Genomic DNA, 21618 nt, shown 5'->3' with positions numbered 1-21618 from the left:
GTGACCGCGCCCGCGCTCCTCAGCGCGGGAAATCCCAGTCCAGCGCCCGGTTTCCGGTGACGACCGGCCGATAGCCGTCGAGGACCTTCCCGCCGGTCTCGAGCGCGGTCGCGGTCTGTTCCAGTAGTTCGGTGAGCGTCCCCGGCCATCCGTCGAAGCGCACTGATCCCTCGTGGTTCCATTCACCGAGGCGTCCGGTGCCGGTGCGCTGATCGAGGAACAGGCCGTCACCGCCGCCGTCCACGGCGACGGGCACGAACCGCCCGTGCCACCAGGAGCCGACGCTGTCGTCCGATCCGCTCGAGATCAGCACTTCGCACAGGACCTTTGCCTCGTTCGTGACGGTATCCGTGGCCGCGAGGTGGTGGAACGGGGGCAAAGCGAAGCTCTCGCCGATGCCGGAGACGCCGTCGTGCCGCAGCAGGAAGGCGACGAGTTCGGCGGGGAGGGCGACGCCGGTCTTCCGCTGTGTCTCGGCGATTCGTGCGATCGTCGCGGGCGGACGGAGGGTGGCCGCCGTCGTCGGCGCGTTGTCCTCGAGCCACCGTTCGACGCGGTCCCAGGCGGCGTTCACCCGTCGGGTGGTCGCCCCGGGGACCGGGGCGAGCTCGGACGGGCCTTGTCCCAGCCGACAGCCACTGTCGACGGTCAACGTCGGCCGGGTCGTGGGCGCGGGTGCGGCAGTCGAATAGGACGGCGTGCGCGGCGTGGTCCGCGGGGCCTGCTCGACCGAGAGCCACTGCGCTCCCTCGCCCTGCCCACCGCGCACCGTGACCGCGAAAACGAGTCCCAGCACGATGACGACGCTCGCGACGGCGACCACCACCGCGCGCCCCCACGACTTGCGCATGGGGTGAGCCTAGGCCGTGTCCTGTAAGTCTGTTCGATGGGCTTCGTGATCCAGGTGGTTCCTGACGGTACGGGCGGATCGCCCTCGTACCGGGTTGTACTCGGGCGCATCCGCCCGTGCCGGCAGGGGCCGCCTGGGCGCGAAGACCGCGAACATGACTTACAGGACACGGCCTAGCCGTTGTCTTCGGCGGCCTTCCGGCGTTCGCGGCGGCCGCGGGCGATCTCGGTGGCGAGCGCGTCGAGCGGCCCGGTCCAGAAGCGCCGGTACTGCTCCAGCCAGCCATCGATCTCCTTGAGCGGCCCCGGATCCACCGAGTACAGCCGCCGCGTGCCCTCGGCGCGGACGGTGGTGAAGCCGTTCTCGCGCAGGACGCGCAGATGCTGGGAGACCGCGGGCTGCGAGATCCCGAACTCGGCGCGGACCACCGTGGTCACGTCGCCGGAACTCTGTTCCCCGCCCGCCAGCAGTTCCAGGATCCGGCGGCGCACCGGATCCCCGAGGACGTCGAACGCGTGCATCCGGCAACTATCACGGCCTGGACTTATATAAGTCAAGGTCGTAAGGCAGGGGTCACCTGGCGGTGGCATCGTGGGCGGGAGACGCAGGAAGGGGATTCGATGAAACTGGCCGAAGTGGTGGCCGACGGGTTCGGCCGCGTCCAAGAGGTCGTGCACGCCGCCGTCGAGGGGCTGAACGCCGAGCAGCTGGTCGCGAGCCCGGGCCCGGAGGCGAACACGATCGCCTGGCTGGTCTGGCATCTGGCACGGGTGCAGGACGATCACGTCGCCGATCTCATGGGCACCGAGCAGATCTGGACCTCGCGGGGCTGGCTGGACCGGTTCGGGCTGCCGTTCCCGGCGGCCGACATCGGGTACGGGCATCGCCCCGAGGACGTCGACGCGGTCCGGGTCGACTCCGCCGAGCTGCTGACCGGGTACTACGACGAGGTGCACGAGGCGACGACGGCCTGGGTGGCAGGCCTCGACGAAGCCGCTCTCGACCGTATCGTCGACGAAGCGTGGGATCCGCCGGTCACCCTCGGGGTACGCCTGGTCAGCGTGCTTTCCGACGATCTCCAGCACGCCGGGCAAGCCGCGTACGTCCGGGGACTCATACTCCGCGCTACGTAGGACACGTGCCGCTCCACGACGGACGACGGGGGCTCCGCGCACGGAAACACTGGTCGCATGAGTACTTCCACAGTGCGGCGACCACCGATGACGCTCACCCCGCGGTGGCGGAAACTCGTCCTCGTCGTCCATGTCGTTTCGTCCGTCGGCTGGCTCGGGATCACCCTGGTGAACGCGGTCCTGACCTTCATTTCCGTGTTCACCGACGACCCCCGTCTCCAGCACGCGGCCATCCTCATGATGGATCGGATCGGCGGCTATCTGTTGCTGCCGGTGAGCCTGATCGCCCTGGCCAGCGGGCTCGTGCTCAGCGTCGGCACGAAATGGGGGCTGATCCGGTACAAATGGGTCGCGATCAAACTGGTGCTGACCCTGGTCGCGGTGGGGCTCACCCTGTTCTCGCTGCTGCCGGGCCTGCGGGAACTGGCCGCGCTCACCGAGTCCACTGTGGACGGAGTGTTCGTCGAGACGGGACGGCGGCCGGACGGGTTCTACCCGATCATCGTGTCCACGACGATGTACCTGACGATGACCGTGCTGTCGGTGTACAAGCCGGGCGGGAAGACGCCGTACGGGCGGCGGGTGACCGCCACGCGAGCCCGCTTGTCGCAAGCAGCCGGCTGAACGCGGCGTCTCTAGAACCCTTCGAGAGCCTCATCGATCCGCTTCGCTTCGGAGCGCAGATCGTCCAAAGTGGCCTGGGCGGCGGTGGTCTCGCCGTTCGCCGCCTCTTCCTCGAGTTCGGCGTCGGCGAGCCGCCGCCGGAGATCGTTCGCCTTCTCCGTGCTCTTCTCGGCACGGCGTTCGGCGCGAGCGAGGTCGATTTCCGCTTGCTTGCAGGCTTTCGCGAGATCGGCCGCCTCGCGCCGGAGCCGGTTGAACTCCGCCAGCCGCTTCTGTTCGCGCTCGGCCTCTTCGCGGGCCTTCGCGGTCCGCTCCTCTTCGGCCTTCGACGCGGCGTCGGCGGCGGCCTTTTGCTTCGCCTTACGTCGATCGTCCAAATGCGACACCGTGGCGGGCTTTTCCCGCTCCGTGGCGGGTTCCCGCTTCGGTCGCGGGGTGAACCCGCTCGTCAACCACTGGTCGCCCGCGCTGTCCGCGCCGGTGCTCAGCCGTCCGGCCAAGGCCAGCGCCGCCACTTCCGGGTCGGCCACGACGGCTTCGAGGGTCGCTTCGACTTCGCGGGCGACCGGCTCGCTCATCGAGCGTTCCTCGTGCAGGACCTGGTTCACCAGTTCCTGACGCCGCCGGGTGAGTTTGCGCAGGTCCGCTCCGGCCAGCGCCGAATGCGCCTTCCGTAGCTCTTCGCCCAGCCGGGCCAATTCCGTCAGTTCGGGGGAACCCGCCCGGCGGTTGAGGATCGTGGCCGCGAGCGTGGGCTTCCGCAGCGCGCGGATACGTGCGGCCAAGGCGGCCTCGCCCGCCGCCTTGGCCTCTTTCGCTCGCTGGTTGCGCACCGTGACGAACTCGGCCGGATCGCCGGCGTAGAGCTCGTCCGCGACCTCGTCGAAGTCCATCGTCCTCCGCGGATCCGGTGGCTCAGCTGTCGGTCAGACTCGGGATCAGGTGGCCTTGCTCGCGCTTGGCCTCCAGGTACGCGCGAGCCGTGTCACTCACCGGCACGATCGACGGCTCGCGTTTGACGATGATCCCACGGGACTCCAGTGCCTTCACCTTTTCGGGATTGTTGGTCAGCAGGGTGACCCGGGTCAAGCCCAGGCTTTCCAGCAGCTCGGCGGCGGGCGTGTAGTCGCGGGAGTCGGCGGGAAGGTGCAGCGCGCGGTAGCTGGCGAAGGTGTCGGCCTGGTGCAGCTGGCTGTAGACGTACCCGCGTGCCTTGGCGAGCAGACCGGCTCCTCGCCCCTCCTGGTCGAGGTAGATGATCACGCCGGTACCGGCTTCGGTGATCAGTACCTTCGCCTGGAGCACCTGGTCGTGGCAGTCGCAGTCGACCGAGCCGAGGATCTCGGAGTAGACGCAGCGCGAATGGATCCGGACCAGGCAATCGTCGGCCGGTTCGCCGTAGATCGCGGCCACCGGGGGATTGTCCATTGTCTCGTTGTCGAGGACCCGGACCCGGAAACCGGTGCCACCGGTCCGGCTGAGTGAATGCTCGACGAAGAGTTGCTCAGTCATCGTTCTCGTGCCCCGGAGTCACCTTGAGGACGCGGTCGACCTGCTGCGCCAACGGCATCGAATCCGCGACCCCGCCGAACGACTGGGCGGCGGTCATGGCCGCGGTCGCCCATTCGAGATCGGACTGGTCGATCTTGCGGTCCTTCAGCAGCAAGCGGTGGATCAACGCGGCGCTGAAGGCCTCCCGCGCTCCGGGGGTGTCCCGTAAGGCGGTCGGGAAGCGGGCGATGTCCGCCCGCAGATGTTCCGACCGCACCATGCAGCCGAATTCTTCGGTGACGCAGACGCCGTGCACGCCGAGCATGAGCAGGCTCGCGGCCAGCGACTCCGTCGTGATCTCGTCGCTGGCTCCCGAAAGAAGCTCCCGCAGCTCCCACTGGGTGCCGACCAGGTAGTCGATGTCGGAGAAATGTTCGTACAGGAACTGGGGACTGGCGATCGGCGGGGACGGCCGGACCACGATCAACGGCTTCTTCTTGAGGCTGCTGAGCACTCGCAGCACCTCACGGGTGGCCGCGATGGGCTGTTCGAAGGTGATCACGACGGCGTCCGACGCTTCGAGGACGTTGCGCAGCGAGTGGGTGTGGAAGTCGGCCGGGTCGAGCCGGATCTCGCCTTCGTTCATCCACGGCAGCAGGACCGCGCCGCCGCTGCGGGTCATGAACACGCCGACCACCGGTGTCTTGGCGTTCGGCACCACCTTGACCAGGTTCAGCCGCATGCCTTCGGTGGCCATGTAGTCCAGCAGCGTCTGGCCGGGCTGGTCGTCTCCCACCGCGGTGATCATGTGCACGTCCATCCCCAGGCGGGCGTTGGCCACCGCGTGGTTGAGGCCTTTGCCGCCGGGGTGGGTCTCGTAGGAGATCAGCGGCGTCGACGACCCCGGGGAAGGGATGTGGTCGACGACGTAGATGTGGTCGATCACGGCCGAGCCGATCACGCTCACGGTCGCCGCGCGGGTCGTGGTGTCCTTCGAGGTGCCGGGTTCGGGGAAGGCCACGTCGAGAACGGAACTGCTGACACAGAGTTCGGCCAGCTTGGCGATGGCGGCGCTTTCCAGGGTGGACCGGAGCGCCCGCACGGTCAGATGCCGCTCCGGGACGTTCGCGCCGAGTAACCGGTGGATCGGCTCCCACAGTTCCACCAGACGCTCGCGGCGTTCACCGACGTCGGCCGCGTACAGGGTCTCGATCTGGGGCTCGTCGGGAAACCGCTTCGCGAGCAGGCCGAGAGAGAGTGCCATGTCGACGATCACGAGGTCTTCGGTCGGGAGCTGACCGGCGATCCTCCGCACCGCTTCCAGGGCGGCCTCGGGTTCGGATTTGTCCGTGGTGTTCACGATCTGCCGGACCACCGGGAGATCGAGGATCGGCCGGACCCCGACCTCGGTGGAGCGCAACCTCTCCGCGCTAAGTCCGGTCCGCGTTCGCAGCCGCACGAGGGCACTGCGGACGCCGTCCACGCCGGGCACCGGACCACTCATCGGAATAGATTACTCCGTTCGCATCGGCACTTGCCATGGCTCCGGGGCTGCTATGGCGGCTATTGCCGTCATAGCAGCCTGGTAGTTCTCGGCGGGAGCATACCGCCGCATCCTCGTGGTGCGGTCACGACTCCCTGCAGGGCTTGTTCACTCATTCGAACCAGTGTGACCTGGGGAGGGGTTGGGTATCTCACAAGTTCGTCTCTGCCAACTGCCTACATCGATTGGCAATTGACGCTTGTTACCGGCAACTGCCACACTGGGCTTGCCTTCAAAGTCGGGGAGGTCGTCATGAAGCGTTCGCAAGCCGCACCACCGATCTTTTTGATCCTCACCGCGCTGGTGACGTCGCTGGTCAGCGCCTGCGGAAGCCGGGCTGGGGCGGCCGGGGGCGACGGGGAACGGATCGTCATCCTCGCCTCGGCCAGCTCGAACGAGCCTCGTCCGTCACTGCCCCGGGGGATCGAAAGCCTGCTCGATGAGGCCGCCCACAGCCGGGACGCCACCGACGGGAAGAACGGCAAGGGCAGCCTCGCCATCGTGACCACGGCGGACGGCGACACCGCGCGCACCTTCCCGCTGACGCCGCGCCGGGCCAACGGCGCCGTCGAGCACGGGCTGCAGCGGGAAAGCCTCATCGAGGGCAACGTCCGGCGGGTCGCCGAGGCCGTCGGCGGACTGGCGGCCACGCATTCCGGCGTCGACCTGCTTTCGGGCATCGACAACGCCGTCCGCGGCGCCGGGCACGGGACGCTCGTCGTGATCAGCAGCGGCCTGTCGACCGCGGGCGGATTCGACCTGCGGCGCACCGGATGGCAGCTCGAACCGGCCGCGCTGGCGGCGGAACTGAAGACACGTGGTCTCCTGCCGCGGCTCGACGGCCGTCGGTTCGTGATGACGGGGCTCGGCGCCACCGCGGGCCGTCAGGCGCCGCTCTCCCTGCCGACCAGGGAACGGCTCACCGCGTACTGGCGGGAGATCTGCCGCGCGGCGGGTGCCGCCGAATGCGTCGTCGACGAGGCGAGGCCCGAGGAGGGCCCGCCGAACGGGACCGTCCCGACGCCGGAGGTCCCGGTACCGGGGATCGTCTCGGTCAGCGGGCCGGACGGGACGACCAAGACGACGTTGTCCAACGACGTCCTCGGTTTCGGCGGTGACTCGGCCGCGCTTTCTCCCGCGGCACAAGGGGTTCTGGCGGAACTGGCAGCGAGGATCGTCGCGAAACGGGCCGAGCGGCCGTCGGCGAAGGTCGTCGTCCGCGGGTTCACGGCGGATCCGCCGGGTTCGACCGAACAGGGCAGGGCCGAACTGTCCGCCGCGCGGGCGAACGCGGTGGCGGGCGCGCTGCGGGCGGCCGGAGTGGAAGGTCCGATCGATTCGAGTGGAGGGGGGACCGCGCCAGGGATGACGGCGATGTCCGGCGGTGCCTTCGACGAAGGCGTCGCCGTGAAGATGCGCCGGGTCGACATCACGTACTGAGAAAGAGGGAGGAAACAGTCATGGACGGCTTGGACCGGATCACGCCCCGTCTGCCCCAACCCCGGGCGGCGGTGGAGGAATATCACGACGACTACCAGCGGGCGGCCGCCGGGACGCGGGGGAGGCTGGGCGCGCGGATCACGGAACTGAAGCTCGCCGCCGACCGCGTCCTGCGCACCCCGGTGATCGGGCCACGAGGGCAGTTCATGACCGTGCACGAGGCCAAACACCGCGCGGAGATGCTGACCGAGCAGATCGACACCGACGAACTACGCGGCAGCCTGCGGCACTACCGGGTGTCGCGGTCGGCGAAGGCACTCACCCTCTTCGGGCTGGTGGTGGTCGACTTCCCGGTGATGCTCTGGCTGGCGAGTTCGGTGTTCAATGTCGACTGGACGAACCCGCTCGGTCTGCAGCTGGTGATCAGCTTCGTGATCTCGGTGCTGGCCACCGGTGGCGCGGCGACCGCGCTGTACCACCTCGGGCACAACCAGCGGGAGAACAAGGACGACCGGCGACGGCTCACCTGGCGCACGCTGTCCCGCGGGTCGAAGCTCGGCATGCTGGCCGTGGTGGTGCTGGTGGCGCTGATCGCGGCGGTGATGTTCGTCCGGGTCTACACCGAAGGCGAGCTGAGCGGGCTCGACAGTCTCGCCTTCCTGCTGGCGGTATTGGTCGCCTTCGTGATGCTCATTTCGGCCGCGCTGGTGTTCTGGACGGCGTTCCGCGACGGATCGCTGGAACAGGACGATCTGCGGTGCTACAGCTCGATGATCATGAGCTGCGAATCGCTGCGCCGCGAGTACGAGGTCCGCATCGGCGAGCTGACGGCCCAACTGCAACGGCTCGAAGGAGAGTATCCGTTCCGGACCAAGGTGGACACGACCTAGTACGTCGCGGGGGCCGCCGTAGCGGATCGGCTCGCTCGGTGGCACCCGCCGTACCGGTGAATCAGGATTACCCGGAGCCGGTCGGACCAAACGAAGATCGGCACTTTGGAGGTGGCGCGCCTCCGGTGGTGGAACGACGATGAGCACGAGGGATCCCGGATCCCGGGGGAAGCCATCTGCCGCTGGAGGTCCGCATGTCCGTCACCGAACGCGTTCCCGTTGCCCCACAGGCGAATTTCCTCGGTTCCGGACCGTATCCGGAACACCGGTGGCGAGTGGTGTGCTGGTCCGTCCTCGCCGGCTTCCTGCTGACGGTGCTCTGGTCCGCGCCCTTTGTGGACAGTGTGATCGGCGACAGCGTGGCCAACACCCTGCTGGGACACAACGCCAAAGAGACCCCGATCGGCGGAGTGCTGGCCGGGACGTTCTTCGCTTTCGTCTCGGGACTCGCCGGAACGTTCACCGCCTGCAACATCGCCGCCTTCGGCGCCGTCGCCCCGCTCGTCGGCGGAAAGACCGCCGGGCGGCCGAAGTTCGTCGACACGATGAAGCCGCTGGGCTGGATCGCGGCGGGCATGCTGACCGTTTCCGTGGTGTACGGCGTCATCGTCGCGCTCGTCGGCACCCGGATGCCGCAGTTCTCGACCGCGTCCTCGCCGGGCGGGCTCACACCGCGCAACATCCAGTCGATGATCGTCTACGGCGTGATCGGGATCGTGTTCATCGTGCTGGGCCTGGCTTCGGTCGGCATCGTCCGCAACCCGATCGCCGGTCTCACGCGCCGCTTCCCGCCCGCACCACTCGTCCTGATGGGCGCGCTCATCGGCGGATTCCTGATCGGCCGCCCGTTCCCGCTGTTCCGGATCATGTTCCGCAGCGCGGCCGAAAGCCACAACGTCCTCTACGGCGCCGCCGCCTTCGCGCTGCAGTCGGTCGGCAACATCCTGGTCATGTCGTTGTTGTTCCTCCTGTTGACCCATGGGACGGGAGGGCGGCTGCAGCGGTGGATGCTCGCGAAGCCCGCGAGGATCGCCGTGGTGACCGGTGCCGCGCTACTGGTCGCCGGCACGTTCACCCTGCTGTACTGGGATCTGCGGGTGCTGGGCCGGACCGGCGTCATCTGGTATCCGACCGTCAAGTGGTGAAGATCTTCGCCAGGACCTGCTCGACCGAATCCTGAAGGCACTTCGCCGCGTCTTCCCGGCCGGCGAGGTGCTTCAACAGGCCTTGCTGGAACAGGCCGTCGAAGAGCGCGTACGTCGTGGACGGAGTCAGATCCAGCGGCTTGCCGAGCAGTTCCGCATACCGGGCGACGATCCGCCAGATCATTCCTTCGAGTGTCTCGTCGATGGCCAGGACGTCGGCCCGGAACACCTTTTCGAACAGGCTCTGATTGCGCAGGTCGTACCAGAGCCGATGCAGCCGGGCGTCTTCGCGCAGCGTGGCCACCATCGCGGTGCTGAAGGCCAGCTTCAGTTCTTCGGCCGTTTTCGCGGTCTCGGCTATCCGGTCGTACCGGGTGACGCATTCGGCCTTGTACTGCTTGACGCAGTAGGTGATCAGCTCGACCTTGTTCCGGAAGTAATAGTGCAGTACACCGTGGGAGAACTCGGAGTTCTGCGCGATCTCCCGCAGGCTCGTGCGGGCATAGCCGAGTTCGGACAACGTGACCAGAGCCGACATCGCCAGCTGTGCACGTCGTTGGTCGAATCTGTCCACCTGGCGGGTTGGATCACCGCTACGGTCCGCCACGTCGGTCACAGTTCCCGGTTCCCGTCGCCTCGGGTGCCCGCCGGCCACGAGCACGTCGTCGGAGTCTAGCCCCGGAACGGTTTTCTTGTGTGCGACAGAATTTATTCGAGCCACTCGGTGATGAAATGGTCGCTTTCGTGGATGTGGACGGCTTCGTAGACTTCCGGTCCGATCACGGCGAACTTGTGCGGGGTGTCCGCGGGCACGACGAGGACCTCGCCCGCGCCACCCTCCCGTTCGGCCGCGCCGATGGTGAACCTCGCCCGGCCGCGGAGGATGACGAACGTTTCGCCGTACGGATGCCGGTGCAGCTTCGGTCCGGCACCGTCGACGTCGGTCCGCTCGCGGATGATCGAGATCCCGGAGCCGATGTCGCGGCCTTCGACGTTTTCCAGGGTTTCGGTGCTCATCCGGCCACTTTAACCCCGGCGCGGGGTTCAGAACGGCGGTTCCGGGCTCCCGGCGGTCACCGGCGTTCGCTCCCAGGCGCCGTCCGACGGGGTGCCGCCCGAACTGCGGCCCGCCTTGTTCACCTTCGCCGTGGCGTAGCGCAGTGACGGGCCGATCTCGTCGACGTCGAGTTCCACCACCGTCCGTTTCTCACCTTCCTTCGTTTCGAACGATCGCTGCTTCAGCCTGCCTTGCACGATGACCCTGGTGCCCCGGGTGAGTGATTCGGTCAGGTTCTCCGCGGCCTGCTTCCACAGCGTGCAGCGCAGGAACAGCGGGTCGCCGTCTCGCCATTCCCCGCTCGCGCGATCCAGCACGCGCGGGGTCGACGCGACCGTGAAGTTCGCGACCGCCGCGCCCGACGGGGTGAACCTCAGTTCCGGGTCGGTCGTCAGATTGCCGATCACCGTGAGCACCGTTTCTCCGGCCATGGGACTTCCTCCTCGTTTCCGCGCGCGGGCCCCGGCCGGGGCCCGCTGTCGCCTGGGAAGAGGAGACCACCGGGGTACGACAGTTTCTCCACGCCCCTCGCGCTCGGAGGTCGTGAAAGGGAGGTTCAAGCCGGAAAGTGCCGTGAGGTTCCCTCTCACGACACCCGGGCGGCCGAAACGCACGTGCCGAGCCGGGAAAGTCCTTCATCGATCCGCTCGGCGCCGACCAGTCCGTAACCGATCACCAGACCGCCGCGTGTCCCCCCGTACTTGGACAGGCTTTCGACGGCCACCCCGGCGCGCGCCGCCGCCGTGACGACATCGTCCACAGTGACCGTCGCATGTGGAGCGACCGGTGCGCACAAATGAAGCCCGGCGCTCGAAGGCACGATCTCCAGCTCGTCCCGCAGTTCGTCGCGTACGAAGGCCAGAATCCGTTCGCGCCGCACCGAATATTCCCGAGTCGACTTGCGGACGTGCCGGGCGAGCAGGCCTTCGTCGATGAAACTCGCCATGGCCGATTGGGTGACGAGGTCGCCGTGCCAGTCCGCCAGTTGTTTCGCCTGCCGCAAGGCCGGCCGCAGCGAGGCGGGCGCGACCAGGAAACCGATACGCAGCAAAGGAAGCAGCGTCTTCGAGAAGGATCCGACGTAGAGGACACGGCCGTGGTGGTCCAGGCTTTGGAGCGGTTCGAGGGGCCGGTCTGAGAACCGGTACTCGCTGTCGTAATCGTCCTCGACGATCACCGCGTCGTTCCGCTCCGCCCACGCCAGCAACGCCGTCCTCCTGGCGAGTGACATCGGCGTGCCGAGCGGGAACTGGTGCGAGGGCGTCGTATAGATCAGACGGGTCCCTCGGACGAGTGCCGTGACGTCGAGGCCTTCGGTGTCCACGGGCACCTTCGTGATCCGGGCGCCGAGGGAGGCGAAAAGCCGCTCGGCCGGCGGATAACCGGGGTCTTCGACGGCGACGCGCGTGCCGGGTTCGATCAGGATCCGGCCGATCAGGTCGAGAGCCTGTTGCGCCCCTTGGGTGATCAGGACGTCCTCGCCGCTCGCGCGCACCGACCGGGCGGCGCCGATATGCCGGGCGATCGCGACCCGCAGTGCTTCGAGCCCGGCCGGATCGGCGTATCCCGAGCGCGGGAGCAACGAGGGCCGCAGCGCCTGGCCGACCAGCCGCCGCCAGGTCCTCAGCGGGAACAGGGCCGGATCCGGGGCCCCGACGCGGAAGTCGAAGTCGGGCACGGACCGATCGGCGCCGAGCGGGGCCGGGAGTGCACGCCACCGGGCGGACGGCCGCACTCCGGCGCCCGCCGGGGCGGCGCGGTCCGCCCGCGACACGGGATCCGCGCTGACGAACGTCCCGCGGCCGACGTGCCCGCTGAGGAAACCCTCCGCCGTGAGCCGCTCGTAGGCGACCGCGACGGTGTTGCGTGAGACGTCGAGTTCGCGGGCCAATTCCCTGGTCGGTGGCAGGCGTTCGCCGGGCCGCAGACGTCCGTCGAGGATGCCGTCGCGGAGTTGCCGGTAGATCCGCGCGGCCAGATCGGTGTGGCCGTCGAGGCCGATGTGGAACGGCACCCACCGAGCCTACATTGGCCCAATCAAACCGTGCGAAATTGGAACTGGGATATGGCCAATGCGGCGGCTAGCTTGAGTGCATGGAGTCCACGAAACGACTGGCTTTGGCTCAGCTGATCAGTTCCGTCGGCGACGGCGCCTACTACGTCAGTTCCGCCTTGTACTTCACCCTGATCGTCGGGCTCTCGCCCGAGCAGGTCGGCCTCGGCCTCACCGTCGGCTGGGCGGTCGGCTCGGTCGCCGGGATCGCGCTGGGACAGCTGGCCGACCGGCGGGGGCCGAAGGGGACCGCCGTGTTCCTGGGGCTGGGGACGGCGGCGTCCGTCGCCGCTTTCCTCTTCGTCGGTTCGGTCGTGGCCTTCGTGATCGCGGCCTGCGTTTACGCCTGCTTCCAATGCGGTCTCGGCGCGGCGCGGCAGGCATTGCTCGCCGGGCTGGTCGACCCGGCCGGGCGCACCACGTTCCGTGCCCGGTTGCAGGCGATGTCGAACGCCGGGATCGCGACCGGCGCGGCCCTCGGCGGGATCGCTCTCGCCATCGGTACGCGCGAAGCCTTTCTGACCGTCTTCGTCATCGACGCGCTGAGCTTCGTCGCGGCGGCTTTGGTCCTTCGCAAGGTGCCTTCGGTCGCTCCGGTGCCCGTGCGGACCGGCGAGCCGTCCGTGGCCGTTCTCCGCGACCGCCCGTACGCCCTGCTGGCGTTGCTCAACATGATCATGCTGCTCTACATGCCGCTGTTCAGCCTGGTCCTGCCGCTGTGGATCTCGACGCGGACCGCGGCTCCCGGCTGGCTGGTTTCGGCGATGCTGGTGCTCAACACCGCCAGTGTCGTGGTCTTCCAGGTGCGAGTGGCGCGCGGGGTGACCGGCCTGCGCAGTGCCTCTCGCTACGCCCGGTACGCGGGGGCGCTGCTCTTCTTCTCCTGCTTGGTCTTCTCGGTCTCCGCCATGAGTGGTTCGGCATGGACGGCGGCGCTGGTCCTGCTCGCGGGTGCCGCGTTGCAGGTGGTGGGGGAAATGGCCCAGGCGGCGGGCTCGTGGGAAATCGGCTTCGGTCTCGCGCCCGACGGCAAACAGGGCCAGTACCAAGGGCTCTTCGGTGCCGGAACTGCCATCGCCCGCATGCTCGGCCCGGTGCTGCTTACCGGCCTCATCCTGGTGGGCGGTGCGGCGGGCTGGGTCGTACTGGGCGGGCTGTTCCTGCTGGCGGGCGCGCTCATCGGGCCCGTGGTCCGCTGGGCCGAGCGGACCCGGAGCGCCCAAGCCGCTCCGGCGCTCGCCGGGGTGTGAGCTCCTCAGTCTTCGAGCGACCGCCGGAAATGCGCGGCGAGATCGAGCATCGCCGCCTCTTCCGGGGTGTACCAGGCGAAGGCGTCGTGCTCGTCGGGATTGAGCACGACCTCGCCCGGCTCGTCTTCGGCGAGCGCGTACACCGTGGCGTGGATCCGCATCGGCCTGCCCTCGACGTCGTCCCAGCTGTGGGCGCCGCGTTCGCCGATGATCCGCACGGTCAGCCCGGTCTCCTCGGCGAACTCGCGCACCGCGGTGTCCGACGGCGGCTCGCCCGGCTCGACGGTCCCGCCCGGCAATTCCCAGCGGCCACCGAGAAAGGAGCCCGGCCGCCGCCGGATGAACAGGATCTTCCCGCCGCGGCTGAGCCTGCCGTAGGCCAAGTACTTGTCCGTCACCAGCGCATCTTAGGGACTCGTCGATCGAGGACCGAACCTGTCCGCAATTACTCGTAGCGTGAGCGTCATGGAGAACACGGAGATCCGCCCCTTCCACCTCGACATCCCCCAGGAGCAGCTGGACGAACTGCACGCGAAGCTCGACGCCGCGCGCTGGCCCGCTCCGCTCCCTGGCGACAGCTGGGACACGGGGGTGCCGGTGGCCTGGCTGCGCGGCCTCGCCGAGTACTGGCGCGACGGCTACGACTGGCGTGCCGCGGAACGCGAGATCAACCGTTTTCCGCAGTTCACCACGGAAATCGAAGGGCAGCGGATTCACTTCCTGCACGTCCGCTCGCCCGAGGCCGACGCGACACCGCTGATCCTCACACACGGCTGGCCCGGTTCGGTGGTGGAGTTCCTCGACGTCGTCGGACCGCTCACCGATCCGAAGGCGCACGGTGACGACTCGGCGGAAGCGTTCCACCTCGTCATCCCGTCGTTGCCCGGCTTCGGTTTCTCGGGCCCTGTCTCGGAGTCCGGCTGGACCATGCCGAAGATCGGCCGTGCCTGGGCGGAGCTGATGCGCCGGCTCGGCTACGAACGCTACGGCGTCCAGGGCGGTGACCTCGGCGCTTCCGTGTCTCCGGAGGTGGCCAGGGCGGCGCCGGACAAGGTGATCGGTGTGCACGTCAACGGTGGACTGACGCCGATGCCCCCGATGTCCCTGTCCGAGGAGGAACGCGCGTCGCTGACCGACATCGAACGTGACCGCGTCAACCGGATCGAAGCGTTCATGCGGGAGGAGTTCGGGTACATCGCGATCCAGTCGACGCGGCCGCAGACCCTCGGCTACGGGCTCGTGGACTCCCCGGTCGCGCAGCTGGCCTGGATCATGGACAAGTTCCGCGAGTGGACGCATCCGCGTCCGACGCTGCCGGAAGAGATCATCGAGCGCGACCGGTTGCTGACCAACGTCATGTTCACCTGGCTCACCGGCACGGCGGCATCGTCGGCGTACGTCGGCTACGCACAGGCGGAAACCTGGGGAGCCGTCGAGAAGAACTCAGGCGTACCGACAGCGGCGCTGATCTTCGCGCACGACGTCGGGATCCGGCGCTACTCCGAGGACGCGCACACGATCGTGCGGTGGACCGATGTCGACCGTGGCGGGCACTTCGCCGCCTTGGAGGAGCCCGAGATCCTGATCGCGGACGTACGGGAATTCTTCCGGTCTCTCAAATGACGAGGACGGCCGCTTCGCCGAGGAATCGACCGTAATCGTCCACTTCGGACTCGAGTCCGGCGATGGCTGACCGCGAAAGCGCGGCGAAGGGTTCGATGACGACCTTCGTCAGCTTCGCGGTTCGCTTGACGCGCCAGGTCCCGGCGATCCGGCCGTCCACCAGTACGGTGGGCGCGATCATCCCGCCGCCGGAGTTGACACGTTTCGCGTGTGCCGGGTCGAGGAGCGGCCCGCGGTCCCGGTAGCCCAGCAGGTAGGTGTCGAAAGCGCCGAGCAGACGCGGGGGACAAGGGGGAGCGGAGAGATCGGTCTCCCGGAGCGCGAAGCCGCGGCCGGCGGCCACGAGATCCAGTGCGTCGAAGGCCTTGCGGCAGAGACCGAGCGTGAGCCCGGACCAGGTGCTGAAGTCCTCGGCCGTCGCGATGCCGTACGCGGTCAGGTAGCGGTGGGCGAGTTCCGCGTGCGGGTCGGCCGGATCGTTCCCCTCGGTGCTCCACTCGTCGAGCAGAACGTACGTCGGCTCCGCTCCGTCGTCGTGTCCTCGGCAGATCAAGCCGCGGTTGGCCGCGTACGCCAGCAGGTGGGGTGGCGCCTGTGACGTCGCGTCGAGCACGATCCCGTTGGCCGCCAAGCCCTTCAGGATCTCCTGCCGGGTGAGTGCCTTGCCGGGCAAGAGATTCTGTAGGTGCTTCAGCGCGCGTTCGCAGAGTTCGTCGGAGAGGTCCAGTTGCCTGCGTCGTCCCTGGCCTGCCTGGGCGTTGCGTGGGCCGAAGAGCCGGTTCAGCCAGCGGAGATCGGCTGTCGGGACGAGATGGAGCGTCTTGCGCATCAGCCAGGTGCGGCTCACCTCGCGAGACGTGTCGACGTCCGACGAGGTCAGGCTCCGGCTGCGGGCGCGGACCGCGAGCCTGGCCGCGGGACTCGACTGCGCCTGGATCGCGGCGACCGCCCTGGCCACGGCGAGTACGTCCGCGGCGGGGGCGCTGAGCAGTTGCGCGCGGGCGCGGACCGCGCGGATGTCGTCGTCGGACAGCGTCACCCGTTGACGATCTCATGGGCGTTCGCCGGTTCCGTGTGCACGACCGCTTCCGCGAGCCGCGGCAGGACCTCGCGCAGCCGCTGTTCGACGCGATGGGCGAGGTGATGCGCCTCCGTGACGGTCAGCCCGGCCTCGACCGACACCGCCAATTCCGCGCGCAGGCTGTGCCCGATCCAGCGCATCCGCAGATCCCGCGTGCCGAGTACGCCGGGGACTTCGGCGGCCGCGCGTTCGGCGCGATCGACGTCGGCCGGGTCCACGGCGTCCATCAGGCGGCGGAACACCTCCTTGGCGGCATCGCGCAGGACGAACAGGATCGCGACCGTGATGGCGAGGCCGACGACCGGGTCGGCCGGCGGGAAACCGGCCGCGACCCCCACCGCGCCGAGCACGACCGCGAGCGAGGTGAAACCGTCCGTCCGCGCGTGCAGCCCGTCGGCGACCAGCGCGGCGGACCCGATCTCGCGGCCGACCGTGATCCGGTACCTGGCCACGAGTTCGTTACCCGCGAAGCCGATGACCCCCGCCACCGCGACCACCCACAGATGCTGAACCGGTCGCGGGTCGAGCAGCCGCAGGATCGATTCGTATCCGGCGAGGAAGGCCGAGGCGGCGATGAGCAAGACGACGAGGACCCCGGCGAGGTCTTCGGCACGGCCGAGTCCATAGGTGTAGCGGCGGGTGGTGGCGCGGCGGCCGAGCAGGAAGGCGATGCCGAGCGGGACCGCGGTCAGCGCGTCGGCGAAGTTGTGGATCGTGTCGCCGAGCAGGGCGACCGAGCCGGTGACCAGGACGAGCGCGAGCTGGGCGACGGCGGTGACGAACAGTGCGGCGAACGACCAGATCAGCGTCCGGACGCCGCGTTTGCTGGTCTCGAGCGCGGTGTCGACGCGGTCGGCGCTGTCGTGGCTGTGCGGCGTCAGCAACTGGCGGAGGCGGCTCTTCCCCGGCTCGTGGCCGTGGCTGTGCCCGTGACCATGCCCGTGTCCGGTCATCTCCCACCTCACTGTCATGCTACCTGCGCAGTCATGCAGGTACGCAGACAGAAGGATAACCGGTATCCTCCTGCCATGCACGAGTCGGTTCCGGATTTCGAGATGCCCACCGAGGAACAGGTCCACCTGGCCGCGGAGACCTTCCGGCTGCTCGCCGATCCGACGCGGGTCAAAGTCCTTTGGGCGCTGCTGCAGGGCGAGTCCTCGGTCGCCTGTCTCGCGGACCTGGCGGGCGCGGCGCCGACGGCGGTCAGCCAGCATCTGGCGAAACTGCGGCTCGCCGGAGTGGTCAAGGGGCGTCGTGAGGGGACGTTCGTGTACTACTCGGCGGCCAACGACCATGTCCGCGGGCTGCTCGCGCAAGCGCTGTTCCACGCCGACCACATCGATCGCGACATCCCCGCCCTGCATTCGACGGCGAAACCCCACCGGCCGGCGGCCCCCTGAATCCGGCTACGGTGAAGCGGTGACCCAGTCCTCGTACCCGGCCGCCCTGCGGTGGCTGTTGTTGTGCGTGGTGGCACTGGGTCTGGTCGGCATGCATCACGTCATCGCCGAATCCGGCCACGGCGCGGGACACGAGACCTCCGCCGTCGCGATGGCGGACCCGTGTTGTCCGGACGCTCCTTCGCACGACAACGGTGGCGACGGCGGACACAGTGGTTTGCATCTGTGTCTCGCGGTTCTCGCCGCGGCCGTGCTCCTGATCATCACTTGGCTGCTCGTCCGAAATGGACGGACCGGGGTGACGTGGCGCCCGCGAACGGCGGGTGGTCCGGCCTCAGGGCGTGATCCGCCGCGCTGGAGACCGGTGCCCGAGAGATTGTCCTTCCTTTGCGTGTTGCGGGTGTGACAGGCGGGTTCGTCCCGCCCTATCCGAAACGATCCGAGGAAGAACCATGACCAGCAGGAAACCGGTCGGGGCGGCGCTCGCCACCCTGGCCTCCTTCGCCGTGCTCACCGGATGCGCGAGCTCCGACACCGCTTCCAGCGGGCACGCGATGTCCACGATGAGCGTGCCCGCCCCACAGCAGGCCGGGCACAACCAAGCCGACGTCATGTTCGCGCAAGGGATGATCCCGCACCACGAACAGGCGATCGCGATGGCGAAACTCGTCGACGGCCGCACTCGCAACGCCAAGGTCGTCGATCTCGCCGCGCGGATCCAGAAGGCGCAGGATCCGGAGATCCAGCAGCTGACCGGATTGCTGAAAGGTTGGGGAGTGGCGCCGTCGGGCGAGCACTCCGCGCACGGCCCGATGTCCGGCATGATGACCGAAGAGGATCTCGCGAAACTCGGTCAGGCCAAGGACGCCGCCTTCGACCGGCAGTGGCTGGAGATGATGGTCGAACATCACGAAGGTGCGCTCGAGATGGCGAAGACCGTGCTGCGGCAAGGAAACAACGCCGAGGTGAAGACTTTGGCGCAGAAGGTGATCGACGGTCAGCAGGCCGAGATCACCGAGATGCGGGCACTGCTCGGCTGAGTGGGACGGTGGCGCGGGTCGGTCGGCCCGTGCCACCGCCTCCCGGAAACATGCGTGGGCTGCGGCGCGTGCTCACCGGATGCGGATTTCCTGCAGCTTTCGAAAACTGTCGGTGGCCGGTTGTACGTTCTGTGTGTGGACACTTCTAATGCGACTTTGGCGCTATTGAAGGAAATTACCGAGTCGGATCTCTTGGGGGAGGTCAATGCTTCGCTGAATATGTTGGGGAATAAGGATACTGTGGATGTAGCCGAGGCGGCGTCGGAGGGGATCACGCGGTTGGAGGCGGTCCGGTTCCGCGCTGTCGCGCAGTTGGCTCGGCATCGCGATTCGCTGGCCCGTGAGATCGCTAATGGGCCGGATACGGTGTTGCGTCGGATCATCACTGATCCGTTATCCGGGCAGGTGCTGGATCTGGGGCGGGATCGGTATCGGCCGTCGGCGGGGTTGGGTGAGTTCGTGCGGGTGCGGGATCGTGAGTGCCGAAGACCGGCCTGTCATCGGCCGGCGCAGGCCTGCGATCTGGATCATGCGCTGCCGTGGCAGTTCGGCGGCCACACCAACGCCGACGAGTTGGTCGATCTTTGTCGCCGTGATCACCGGCTCAAAGACGAACCCGGCTGGGTTTACCGGCTTGCCTCGGACGGCACTCTTACGGTGACGACGCCGACGGGGCGGAGTTACGACAGCTCGCCTCCGCCGTTGCATGAGCCGCGTGTGGCCGCGGAACCGCCGCCGTTTTGAGTCGTTGCCGGAAATCGGCGACGGCGTGGCGTGTGCCTCAGCGTGTGTTGTGTGCGCGTGCCGTGGTCTCTTCGTGCTGCGGGGTCTATCGCCCTCTACCAGCACGCCGCCGCCGAGTGCTCCGGCCTCGACTGGTCCACGATCGCCGAGCCGACAGTCATGGAAGCACAAGTTCGCGAGGCTCTTCGCTCATGAGCGCGGGTGACAACCACCCTCACAGGCGGCGGAACCTCTGGCAGACTACTGGCAAGTGGACCTCCTGCTGCTGAAGCTGTTCCTGGCGCCCCTGCTGGTCGTGGTGTCCGCCTTGGCCGGCCGCCGATGGGGACCGGCTGTCGCGGGTGTGCTCGTCGGACTCCCGATCGTGGCCGGGCCGATTCTGTTCATCACCTACCAACAGCATGGCGCGGACTTCGTCACCGGGGCCGCGAAGTCCTCACTGGTCGGGCTCGTATCGCTTGCCGTGTTCGCCGTGGTTTTCTCCCATGTCGCCCGCCGGGCAGGCTGGTTCGTCACCACAGCCACTACCTGGACCGCCGTTCTGGGCGCGGACCTCGCGTTGTCCTTCGTCCACGTCCCGGTGTTCGTCTCCTTCGCGTGCGCACTGGCCGCGACCGCGGTCGCGATGCTGTCCATGCCGAAACCCGAGCCGAAAACCGAGCCGAAAACCGAGCCGGAACACCCAGTTGGGGCGAAGCAGTCCCCGCCACCGCGGTGGGACCTGCCGGGCCGCGCTGTCGCCACGGGCATCCTGGTGCTCACTGTCACCACGGCATCCACCGCACTGGGCCCCGACTGGACCGGTCTGCTGGCGCCCTTCCCCATCGCGACCAGCGTTCTGGCCGGCTTCGTCCATGCGCAACACGGGTCTGTGGTGACCACGCGAGCACTGGCGGGCGTGCTGAGGGGCCTGGTCGGGTTCGCGGCCTTCTGCCTCACGATTGCCGTGTTCGCACGTCCACTCGGCATCGCCGCGTTCGTACTCGCCATCACGGTGACTGTCGCTGTTCAGCTTCTGGGATCGCGCATCCGGAACGCATTACGCAACAAGCGTCACAGCAGACAACCCACGATCCCGTCGTGACACTCCAGCACCGTGTGCTCGCCGGAAAACGGCGACGGCCGAGCCTCCCCGAGAACGAACCGCTCAAACGCGGGTACCGAGCACGGACATGCCGAGCACCAGTTCGTTCGCCGGGTCGCAGCCGAGGAGTTCTTCGACCAGTTCGTCGCGAAGTGCCGCGGTGAACGTGATGTTCAGCCCGAGCGCCGTCGCCAGCAGGTAGACGGTCTGGCTGAGATGACCGACGTCCATCAGCAGCACCCGATATGTCCGGCTTATCGGGTACTTCCACTGATTCCGCTCGATGACGCTGGTGTAGATCAGCAGTACGCCGGCGTTTCGGGTCCACTGCTGATCGCCGGCGAGGGCGACCAGTTCGTCGTCGTCGATCTTGCCGTCCAGTGGCGTGAGCCCGTGCCGGAAGCCGTCGTAGTGGTACACGCCGCGATCCAGGCCCTCGACGTTCCTCGCGTAGACGTAGACCTCGGTCGGATGCCTCGCCCCGCCCGACGGGCTCGTCTTGAAGACGTTGCCGGTGGCCGGGATGTCGGGATGCGTCTCCGGCCTGGTCGGCCGGGCCGCGGTGAGAAGTGCGCTCAAATCGCTTAGCCGCACGGGTTCTTCGCCGAACTCGCGCGTACTCCTGCGCTTGTCGAGCGCTTCGCCGAGGCCGATCGCGTTCAGGGGTTCCGGCGATGGTTCGGGCAGCGGTATCGCGTCGTACTCGCCCGGCGGCCTCACCGGAGAAGGCGGAGGACTGGCCTTCGCCTTCTCCAGCAAGGTTTTCGCGGTTGTTTCGCCGGCCGTGAACTCGGTCTCACGCAAGGAACGGGTACCGAAGTGGAACGCCCGCGCGGACGTCCCCCAAGGGCCCCAATCCCGAAGGATCTCTTCTTCCCGCCGTTGGCGGGAAGACCCTCTGACCACCAGCACGTCGTACCGGATCATCGCTCGCGCGATACGGACGAGCCTTTCCCCTGTCTCGGGATTCTCGTCCGCTTCACGTATCGATTCCGGTTCTCGCCAAGAACTGAACCAGCGCAGGACGCGTTCGGTTCCTTCGGCGAGTTTGAGCTGGCGATGCCCGAGGTGATCGTCCCAGATCACGTCACCATCGGACCAATAGAGCGTTCCGCAAGAGGAAACCCTTACCAGCATCGAATGTCTTGCGCCCCAGTCCCCAGTTAAGTG

General features: G+C 68.0%; 24 protein-coding genes and 1 pseudogene. 12 read left to right on the top strand and 13 right to left on the bottom strand.

Annotation, left to right across the window (positions count from 1 at the left end):
- Positions 1 to 19: 19 nt before the first annotated feature.
- Positions 20 to 850 carry an SMI1/KNR4 family protein gene (locus tag ACZ7KI_RS16715; protein WP_470274001.1) on the bottom strand — a complete coding sequence of 277 codons (831 nt, stop codon included), beginning with the start codon at positions 848 to 850 and terminating at the stop codon, positions 20 to 22.
- A gap of 173 nt (positions 851 to 1023) precedes the next feature.
- Complete coding sequence (locus ACZ7KI_RS16710; protein WP_470274000.1) at positions 1024 to 1371, bottom strand: ArsR/SmtB family transcription factor; 348 nt, start codon at positions 1369 to 1371, stop codon at positions 1024 to 1026.
- Between the two features lie 99 nt (positions 1372 to 1470).
- Here ACZ7KI_RS16710 and ACZ7KI_RS16705 point away from each other — a divergent pair, with 99 nt between their 5' ends.
- Positions 1471 to 1983 carry a mycothiol transferase gene (locus ACZ7KI_RS16705; RefSeq protein WP_470273999.1) on the top strand — a complete coding sequence of 171 codons (513 nt, stop codon included), beginning with the start codon at positions 1471 to 1473 and terminating at the stop codon, positions 1981 to 1983.
- A 57-nt stretch (positions 1984 to 2040) separates the two neighbouring features.
- Positions 2041 to 2607 carry a hypothetical protein gene (locus ACZ7KI_RS16700; RefSeq protein WP_470273998.1) on the top strand — a complete coding sequence of 189 codons (567 nt, stop codon included), beginning with the start codon at positions 2041 to 2043 and terminating at the stop codon, positions 2605 to 2607.
- 11 nt (positions 2608 to 2618) lie between these two features.
- Here the strand turns inward: ACZ7KI_RS16700 and ACZ7KI_RS16695 are convergent, their stop codons facing one another.
- From ACZ7KI_RS16695 to ACZ7KI_RS16685, 3 genes are read right to left on the bottom strand one after another with little or no spacing between them, the layout of a single operon-like run.
- Entirely contained in the window at positions 2619 to 3500 is an 882-nt protein-coding gene (locus tag ACZ7KI_RS16695; protein WP_470273997.1) for a hypothetical protein, read from the bottom strand.
- Between the two features lie 22 nt (positions 3501 to 3522).
- Positions 3523 to 4119: a GTP cyclohydrolase II gene (locus ACZ7KI_RS16690; protein WP_470273996.1), complete on the bottom strand. Its 597-nt coding sequence runs from the start codon at positions 4117 to 4119 to the stop codon at positions 3523 to 3525.
- Entirely contained in the window at positions 4112 to 5602 is a 1491-nt protein-coding gene (locus ACZ7KI_RS16685) for a PfkB family carbohydrate kinase (RefSeq protein ID WP_470273995.1), read from the bottom strand. The genes ACZ7KI_RS16690 and ACZ7KI_RS16685 overlap by 8 nt, the downstream gene beginning before the upstream one ends.
- A gap of 291 nt (positions 5603 to 5893) precedes the next feature.
- Between ACZ7KI_RS16685 and ACZ7KI_RS16680 the strand changes: the two genes are divergently transcribed.
- The 3 genes from ACZ7KI_RS16680 to ACZ7KI_RS16670 all read left to right on the top strand — a co-directional run bounded on the left by ACZ7KI_RS16680 (position 5894) and on the right by ACZ7KI_RS16670 (position 9116).
- A complete protein-coding gene (locus ACZ7KI_RS16680; RefSeq protein ID WP_470273994.1) occupies positions 5894 to 7081 on the top strand; it encodes an OmpA family protein in 1188 nt (395 codons plus the stop codon).
- Positions 7082 to 7101: 20 nt separating this feature from the next.
- Entirely contained in the window at positions 7102 to 7971 is an 870-nt protein-coding gene (locus ACZ7KI_RS16675; RefSeq protein ID WP_470273993.1) for a hypothetical protein, read from the top strand.
- A 194-nt stretch (positions 7972 to 8165) separates the two neighbouring features.
- Positions 8166 to 9116, top strand: a complete 951-nt coding sequence (locus tag ACZ7KI_RS16670; RefSeq protein WP_470273992.1) for a hypothetical protein — start codon at positions 8166 to 8168, stop codon at positions 9114 to 9116.
- Here ACZ7KI_RS16670 and ACZ7KI_RS16665 read toward each other — a convergent pair.
- From ACZ7KI_RS16665 to pdxR, 4 genes are all read right to left on the bottom strand, one after another.
- Positions 9106 to 9732: a TetR/AcrR family transcriptional regulator gene (locus ACZ7KI_RS16665; protein WP_470273991.1), complete on the bottom strand. Its 627-nt coding sequence runs from the start codon at positions 9730 to 9732 to the stop codon at positions 9106 to 9108. The genes ACZ7KI_RS16670 and ACZ7KI_RS16665 overlap by 11 nt on opposite strands.
- A 92-nt stretch (positions 9733 to 9824) precedes the next feature.
- Positions 9825 to 10133, bottom strand: a complete 309-nt coding sequence (locus tag ACZ7KI_RS16660) for a cupin domain-containing protein (RefSeq protein ID WP_470273990.1) — start codon at positions 10131 to 10133, stop codon at positions 9825 to 9827.
- A gap of 27 nt (positions 10134 to 10160) precedes the next feature.
- Positions 10161 to 10604: a single-stranded DNA-binding protein gene (locus ACZ7KI_RS16655; protein ID WP_465507276.1), complete on the bottom strand. Its 444-nt coding sequence runs from the start codon at positions 10602 to 10604 to the stop codon at positions 10161 to 10163.
- 155 nt (positions 10605 to 10759) lie between these two features.
- Positions 10760 to 12187, bottom strand: a complete 1428-nt coding sequence (pdxR, locus tag ACZ7KI_RS16650) for a MocR-like pyridoxine biosynthesis transcription factor PdxR (protein ID WP_470273989.1) — start codon at positions 12185 to 12187, stop codon at positions 10760 to 10762.
- A gap of 80 nt (positions 12188 to 12267) precedes the next feature.
- Between pdxR and ACZ7KI_RS16645 the strand changes: the two genes are divergently transcribed.
- Positions 12268 to 13476: an MFS transporter gene (locus tag ACZ7KI_RS16645; protein ID WP_470273988.1), complete on the top strand. Its 1209-nt coding sequence runs from the start codon at positions 12268 to 12270 to the stop codon at positions 13474 to 13476.
- A 5-nt stretch (positions 13477 to 13481) separates the two neighbouring features.
- Here ACZ7KI_RS16645 and ACZ7KI_RS16640 read toward each other — a convergent pair whose 3' ends face one another.
- Entirely contained in the window at positions 13482 to 13874 is a 393-nt protein-coding gene (locus ACZ7KI_RS16640) for an NUDIX hydrolase (protein WP_470273987.1), read from the bottom strand.
- Between the two features lie 67 nt (positions 13875 to 13941).
- On the opposite strand from ACZ7KI_RS16640, the gene ACZ7KI_RS16635 reads away from it, so the two are divergent.
- Positions 13942 to 15099 carry an epoxide hydrolase family protein gene (locus tag ACZ7KI_RS16635; RefSeq protein ID WP_470273986.1) on the top strand — a complete coding sequence of 386 codons (1158 nt, stop codon included), beginning with the start codon at positions 13942 to 13944 and terminating at the stop codon, positions 15097 to 15099.
- Here ACZ7KI_RS16635 and ACZ7KI_RS16630 read toward each other — a convergent pair.
- Positions 15092 to 16138: a winged helix DNA-binding domain-containing protein gene (locus ACZ7KI_RS16630; RefSeq protein WP_470273985.1), complete on the bottom strand. Its 1047-nt coding sequence runs from the start codon at positions 16136 to 16138 to the stop codon at positions 15092 to 15094. The two genes, ACZ7KI_RS16635 and ACZ7KI_RS16630, sit on opposite strands and share 8 nt — an antisense overlap.
- Positions 16135 to 17133 carry a cation diffusion facilitator family transporter gene (locus ACZ7KI_RS16625; RefSeq protein ID WP_470273984.1) on the bottom strand — a complete coding sequence of 333 codons (999 nt, stop codon included), beginning with the start codon at positions 17131 to 17133 and terminating at the stop codon, positions 16135 to 16137. The genes ACZ7KI_RS16630 and ACZ7KI_RS16625 overlap by 4 nt, the downstream gene beginning before the upstream one ends.
- 75 nt (positions 17134 to 17208) lie before the next feature.
- Here ACZ7KI_RS16625 and ACZ7KI_RS16620 point away from each other — a divergent pair, with 75 nt between their 5' ends.
- The 5 genes and pseudogenes from ACZ7KI_RS16620 to ACZ7KI_RS16600 all read left to right on the top strand — a co-directional run bounded on the left by ACZ7KI_RS16620 (position 17209) and on the right by ACZ7KI_RS16600 (position 20448).
- Complete coding sequence (locus ACZ7KI_RS16620) at positions 17209 to 17580, top strand: ArsR/SmtB family transcription factor (RefSeq protein ID WP_465507283.1); 372 nt, start codon at positions 17209 to 17211, stop codon at positions 17578 to 17580.
- A gap of 19 nt (positions 17581 to 17599) precedes the next feature.
- Positions 17600 to 17986, top strand: coding sequence for a DUF6153 family protein (locus tag ACZ7KI_RS16615; RefSeq protein ID WP_470273983.1), 387 nt, complete (start codon positions 17600 to 17602; stop codon positions 17984 to 17986).
- 46 nt (positions 17987 to 18032) lie between these two features.
- Positions 18033 to 18620 carry a DUF305 domain-containing protein gene (locus ACZ7KI_RS16610; RefSeq protein ID WP_470273982.1) on the top strand — a complete coding sequence of 196 codons (588 nt, stop codon included), beginning with the start codon at positions 18033 to 18035 and terminating at the stop codon, positions 18618 to 18620.
- A 330-nt stretch (positions 18621 to 18950) separates the two neighbouring features.
- A pseudogene (locus tag ACZ7KI_RS16605) lies at positions 18951 to 19364 on the top strand (HNH endonuclease signature motif containing protein); the annotation flags it as partial.
- Positions 19365 to 19614: 250 nt separating this feature from the next.
- A complete protein-coding gene (locus tag ACZ7KI_RS16600; RefSeq protein WP_470273981.1) occupies positions 19615 to 20448 on the top strand; it encodes a hypothetical protein in 834 nt (277 codons plus the stop codon).
- Between the two features lie 63 nt (positions 20449 to 20511).
- On the opposite strand, the gene ACZ7KI_RS16595 is transcribed toward ACZ7KI_RS16600, so the two are convergent.
- Positions 20512 to 21585, bottom strand: a complete 1074-nt coding sequence (locus ACZ7KI_RS16595) for a SagB/ThcOx family dehydrogenase (protein WP_470273980.1) — start codon at positions 21583 to 21585, stop codon at positions 20512 to 20514.
- Positions 21586 to 21618: the final 33 nt, after the last annotated feature.

Source organism: Amycolatopsis sp. NPDC039088 (genome assembly GCF_055598845.1).
The sequence above is the reverse complement of the archived record's forward strand: the minus strand, read 5'-3'. Positions and strand labels throughout refer to the sequence as shown.

What these genes read in the sequence shown, in the direction of transcription:
- ACZ7KI_RS16675 (WP_470273993.1), top strand. Translation starts at nt 7,102, where the DNA reads ATGGACGGCTTGGACCGGATCACGCCCCGTCTGCCCCAACCCCGGGCG.
- ACZ7KI_RS16695 (WP_470273997.1), bottom strand. Translation starts at nt 3,500, where the DNA reads ATGGACTTCGACGAGGTCGCGGACGAGCTCTACGCCGGCGATCCGGCC.
- ACZ7KI_RS16715 (WP_470274001.1), bottom strand. Translation starts at nt 850, where the DNA reads ATGCGCAAGTCGTGGGGGCGCGCGGTGGTGGTCGCCGTCGCGAGCGTC.
- ACZ7KI_RS16660 (WP_470273990.1), bottom strand. Translation starts at nt 10,133, where the DNA reads ATGAGCACCGAAACCCTGGAAAACGTCGAAGGCCGCGACATCGGCTCC.
- ACZ7KI_RS16710 (WP_470274000.1), bottom strand. Translation starts at nt 1,371, where the DNA reads ATGCACGCGTTCGACGTCCTCGGGGATCCGGTGCGCCGCCGGATCCTG.
- ACZ7KI_RS16635 (WP_470273986.1), top strand. Translation starts at nt 13,942, where the DNA reads ATGGAGAACACGGAGATCCGCCCCTTCCACCTCGACATCCCCCAGGAG.
- ACZ7KI_RS16595 (WP_470273980.1), bottom strand. Translation starts at nt 21,585, where the DNA reads ATGCTGGTAAGGGTTTCCTCTTGCGGAACGCTCTATTGGTCCGATGGT.
- ACZ7KI_RS16620 (WP_465507283.1), top strand. Translation starts at nt 17,209, where the DNA reads ATGCACGAGTCGGTTCCGGATTTCGAGATGCCCACCGAGGAACAGGTC.
- ACZ7KI_RS16700 (WP_470273998.1), top strand. Translation starts at nt 2,041, where the DNA reads ATGAGTACTTCCACAGTGCGGCGACCACCGATGACGCTCACCCCGCGG.
- ACZ7KI_RS16705 (WP_470273999.1), top strand. Translation starts at nt 1,471, where the DNA reads ATGAAACTGGCCGAAGTGGTGGCCGACGGGTTCGGCCGCGTCCAAGAG.
- ACZ7KI_RS16690 (WP_470273996.1), bottom strand. Translation starts at nt 4,119, where the DNA reads ATGACTGAGCAACTCTTCGTCGAGCATTCACTCAGCCGGACCGGTGGC.
- ACZ7KI_RS16645 (WP_470273988.1), top strand. Translation starts at nt 12,268, where the DNA reads ATGGAGTCCACGAAACGACTGGCTTTGGCTCAGCTGATCAGTTCCGTC.
- ACZ7KI_RS16685 (WP_470273995.1), bottom strand. Translation starts at nt 5,602, where the DNA reads ATGAGTGGTCCGGTGCCCGGCGTGGACGGCGTCCGCAGTGCCCTCGTG.
- ACZ7KI_RS16610 (WP_470273982.1), top strand. Translation starts at nt 18,033, where the DNA reads ATGACCAGCAGGAAACCGGTCGGGGCGGCGCTCGCCACCCTGGCCTCC.
- ACZ7KI_RS16670 (WP_470273992.1), top strand. Translation starts at nt 8,166, where the DNA reads ATGTCCGTCACCGAACGCGTTCCCGTTGCCCCACAGGCGAATTTCCTC.
- ACZ7KI_RS16680 (WP_470273994.1), top strand. Translation starts at nt 5,894, where the DNA reads ATGAAGCGTTCGCAAGCCGCACCACCGATCTTTTTGATCCTCACCGCG.
- ACZ7KI_RS16625 (WP_470273984.1), bottom strand. Translation starts at nt 17,133, where the DNA reads ATGACCGGACACGGGCATGGTCACGGGCACAGCCACGGCCACGAGCCG.
- ACZ7KI_RS16655 (WP_465507276.1), bottom strand. Translation starts at nt 10,604, where the DNA reads ATGGCCGGAGAAACGGTGCTCACGGTGATCGGCAATCTGACGACCGAC.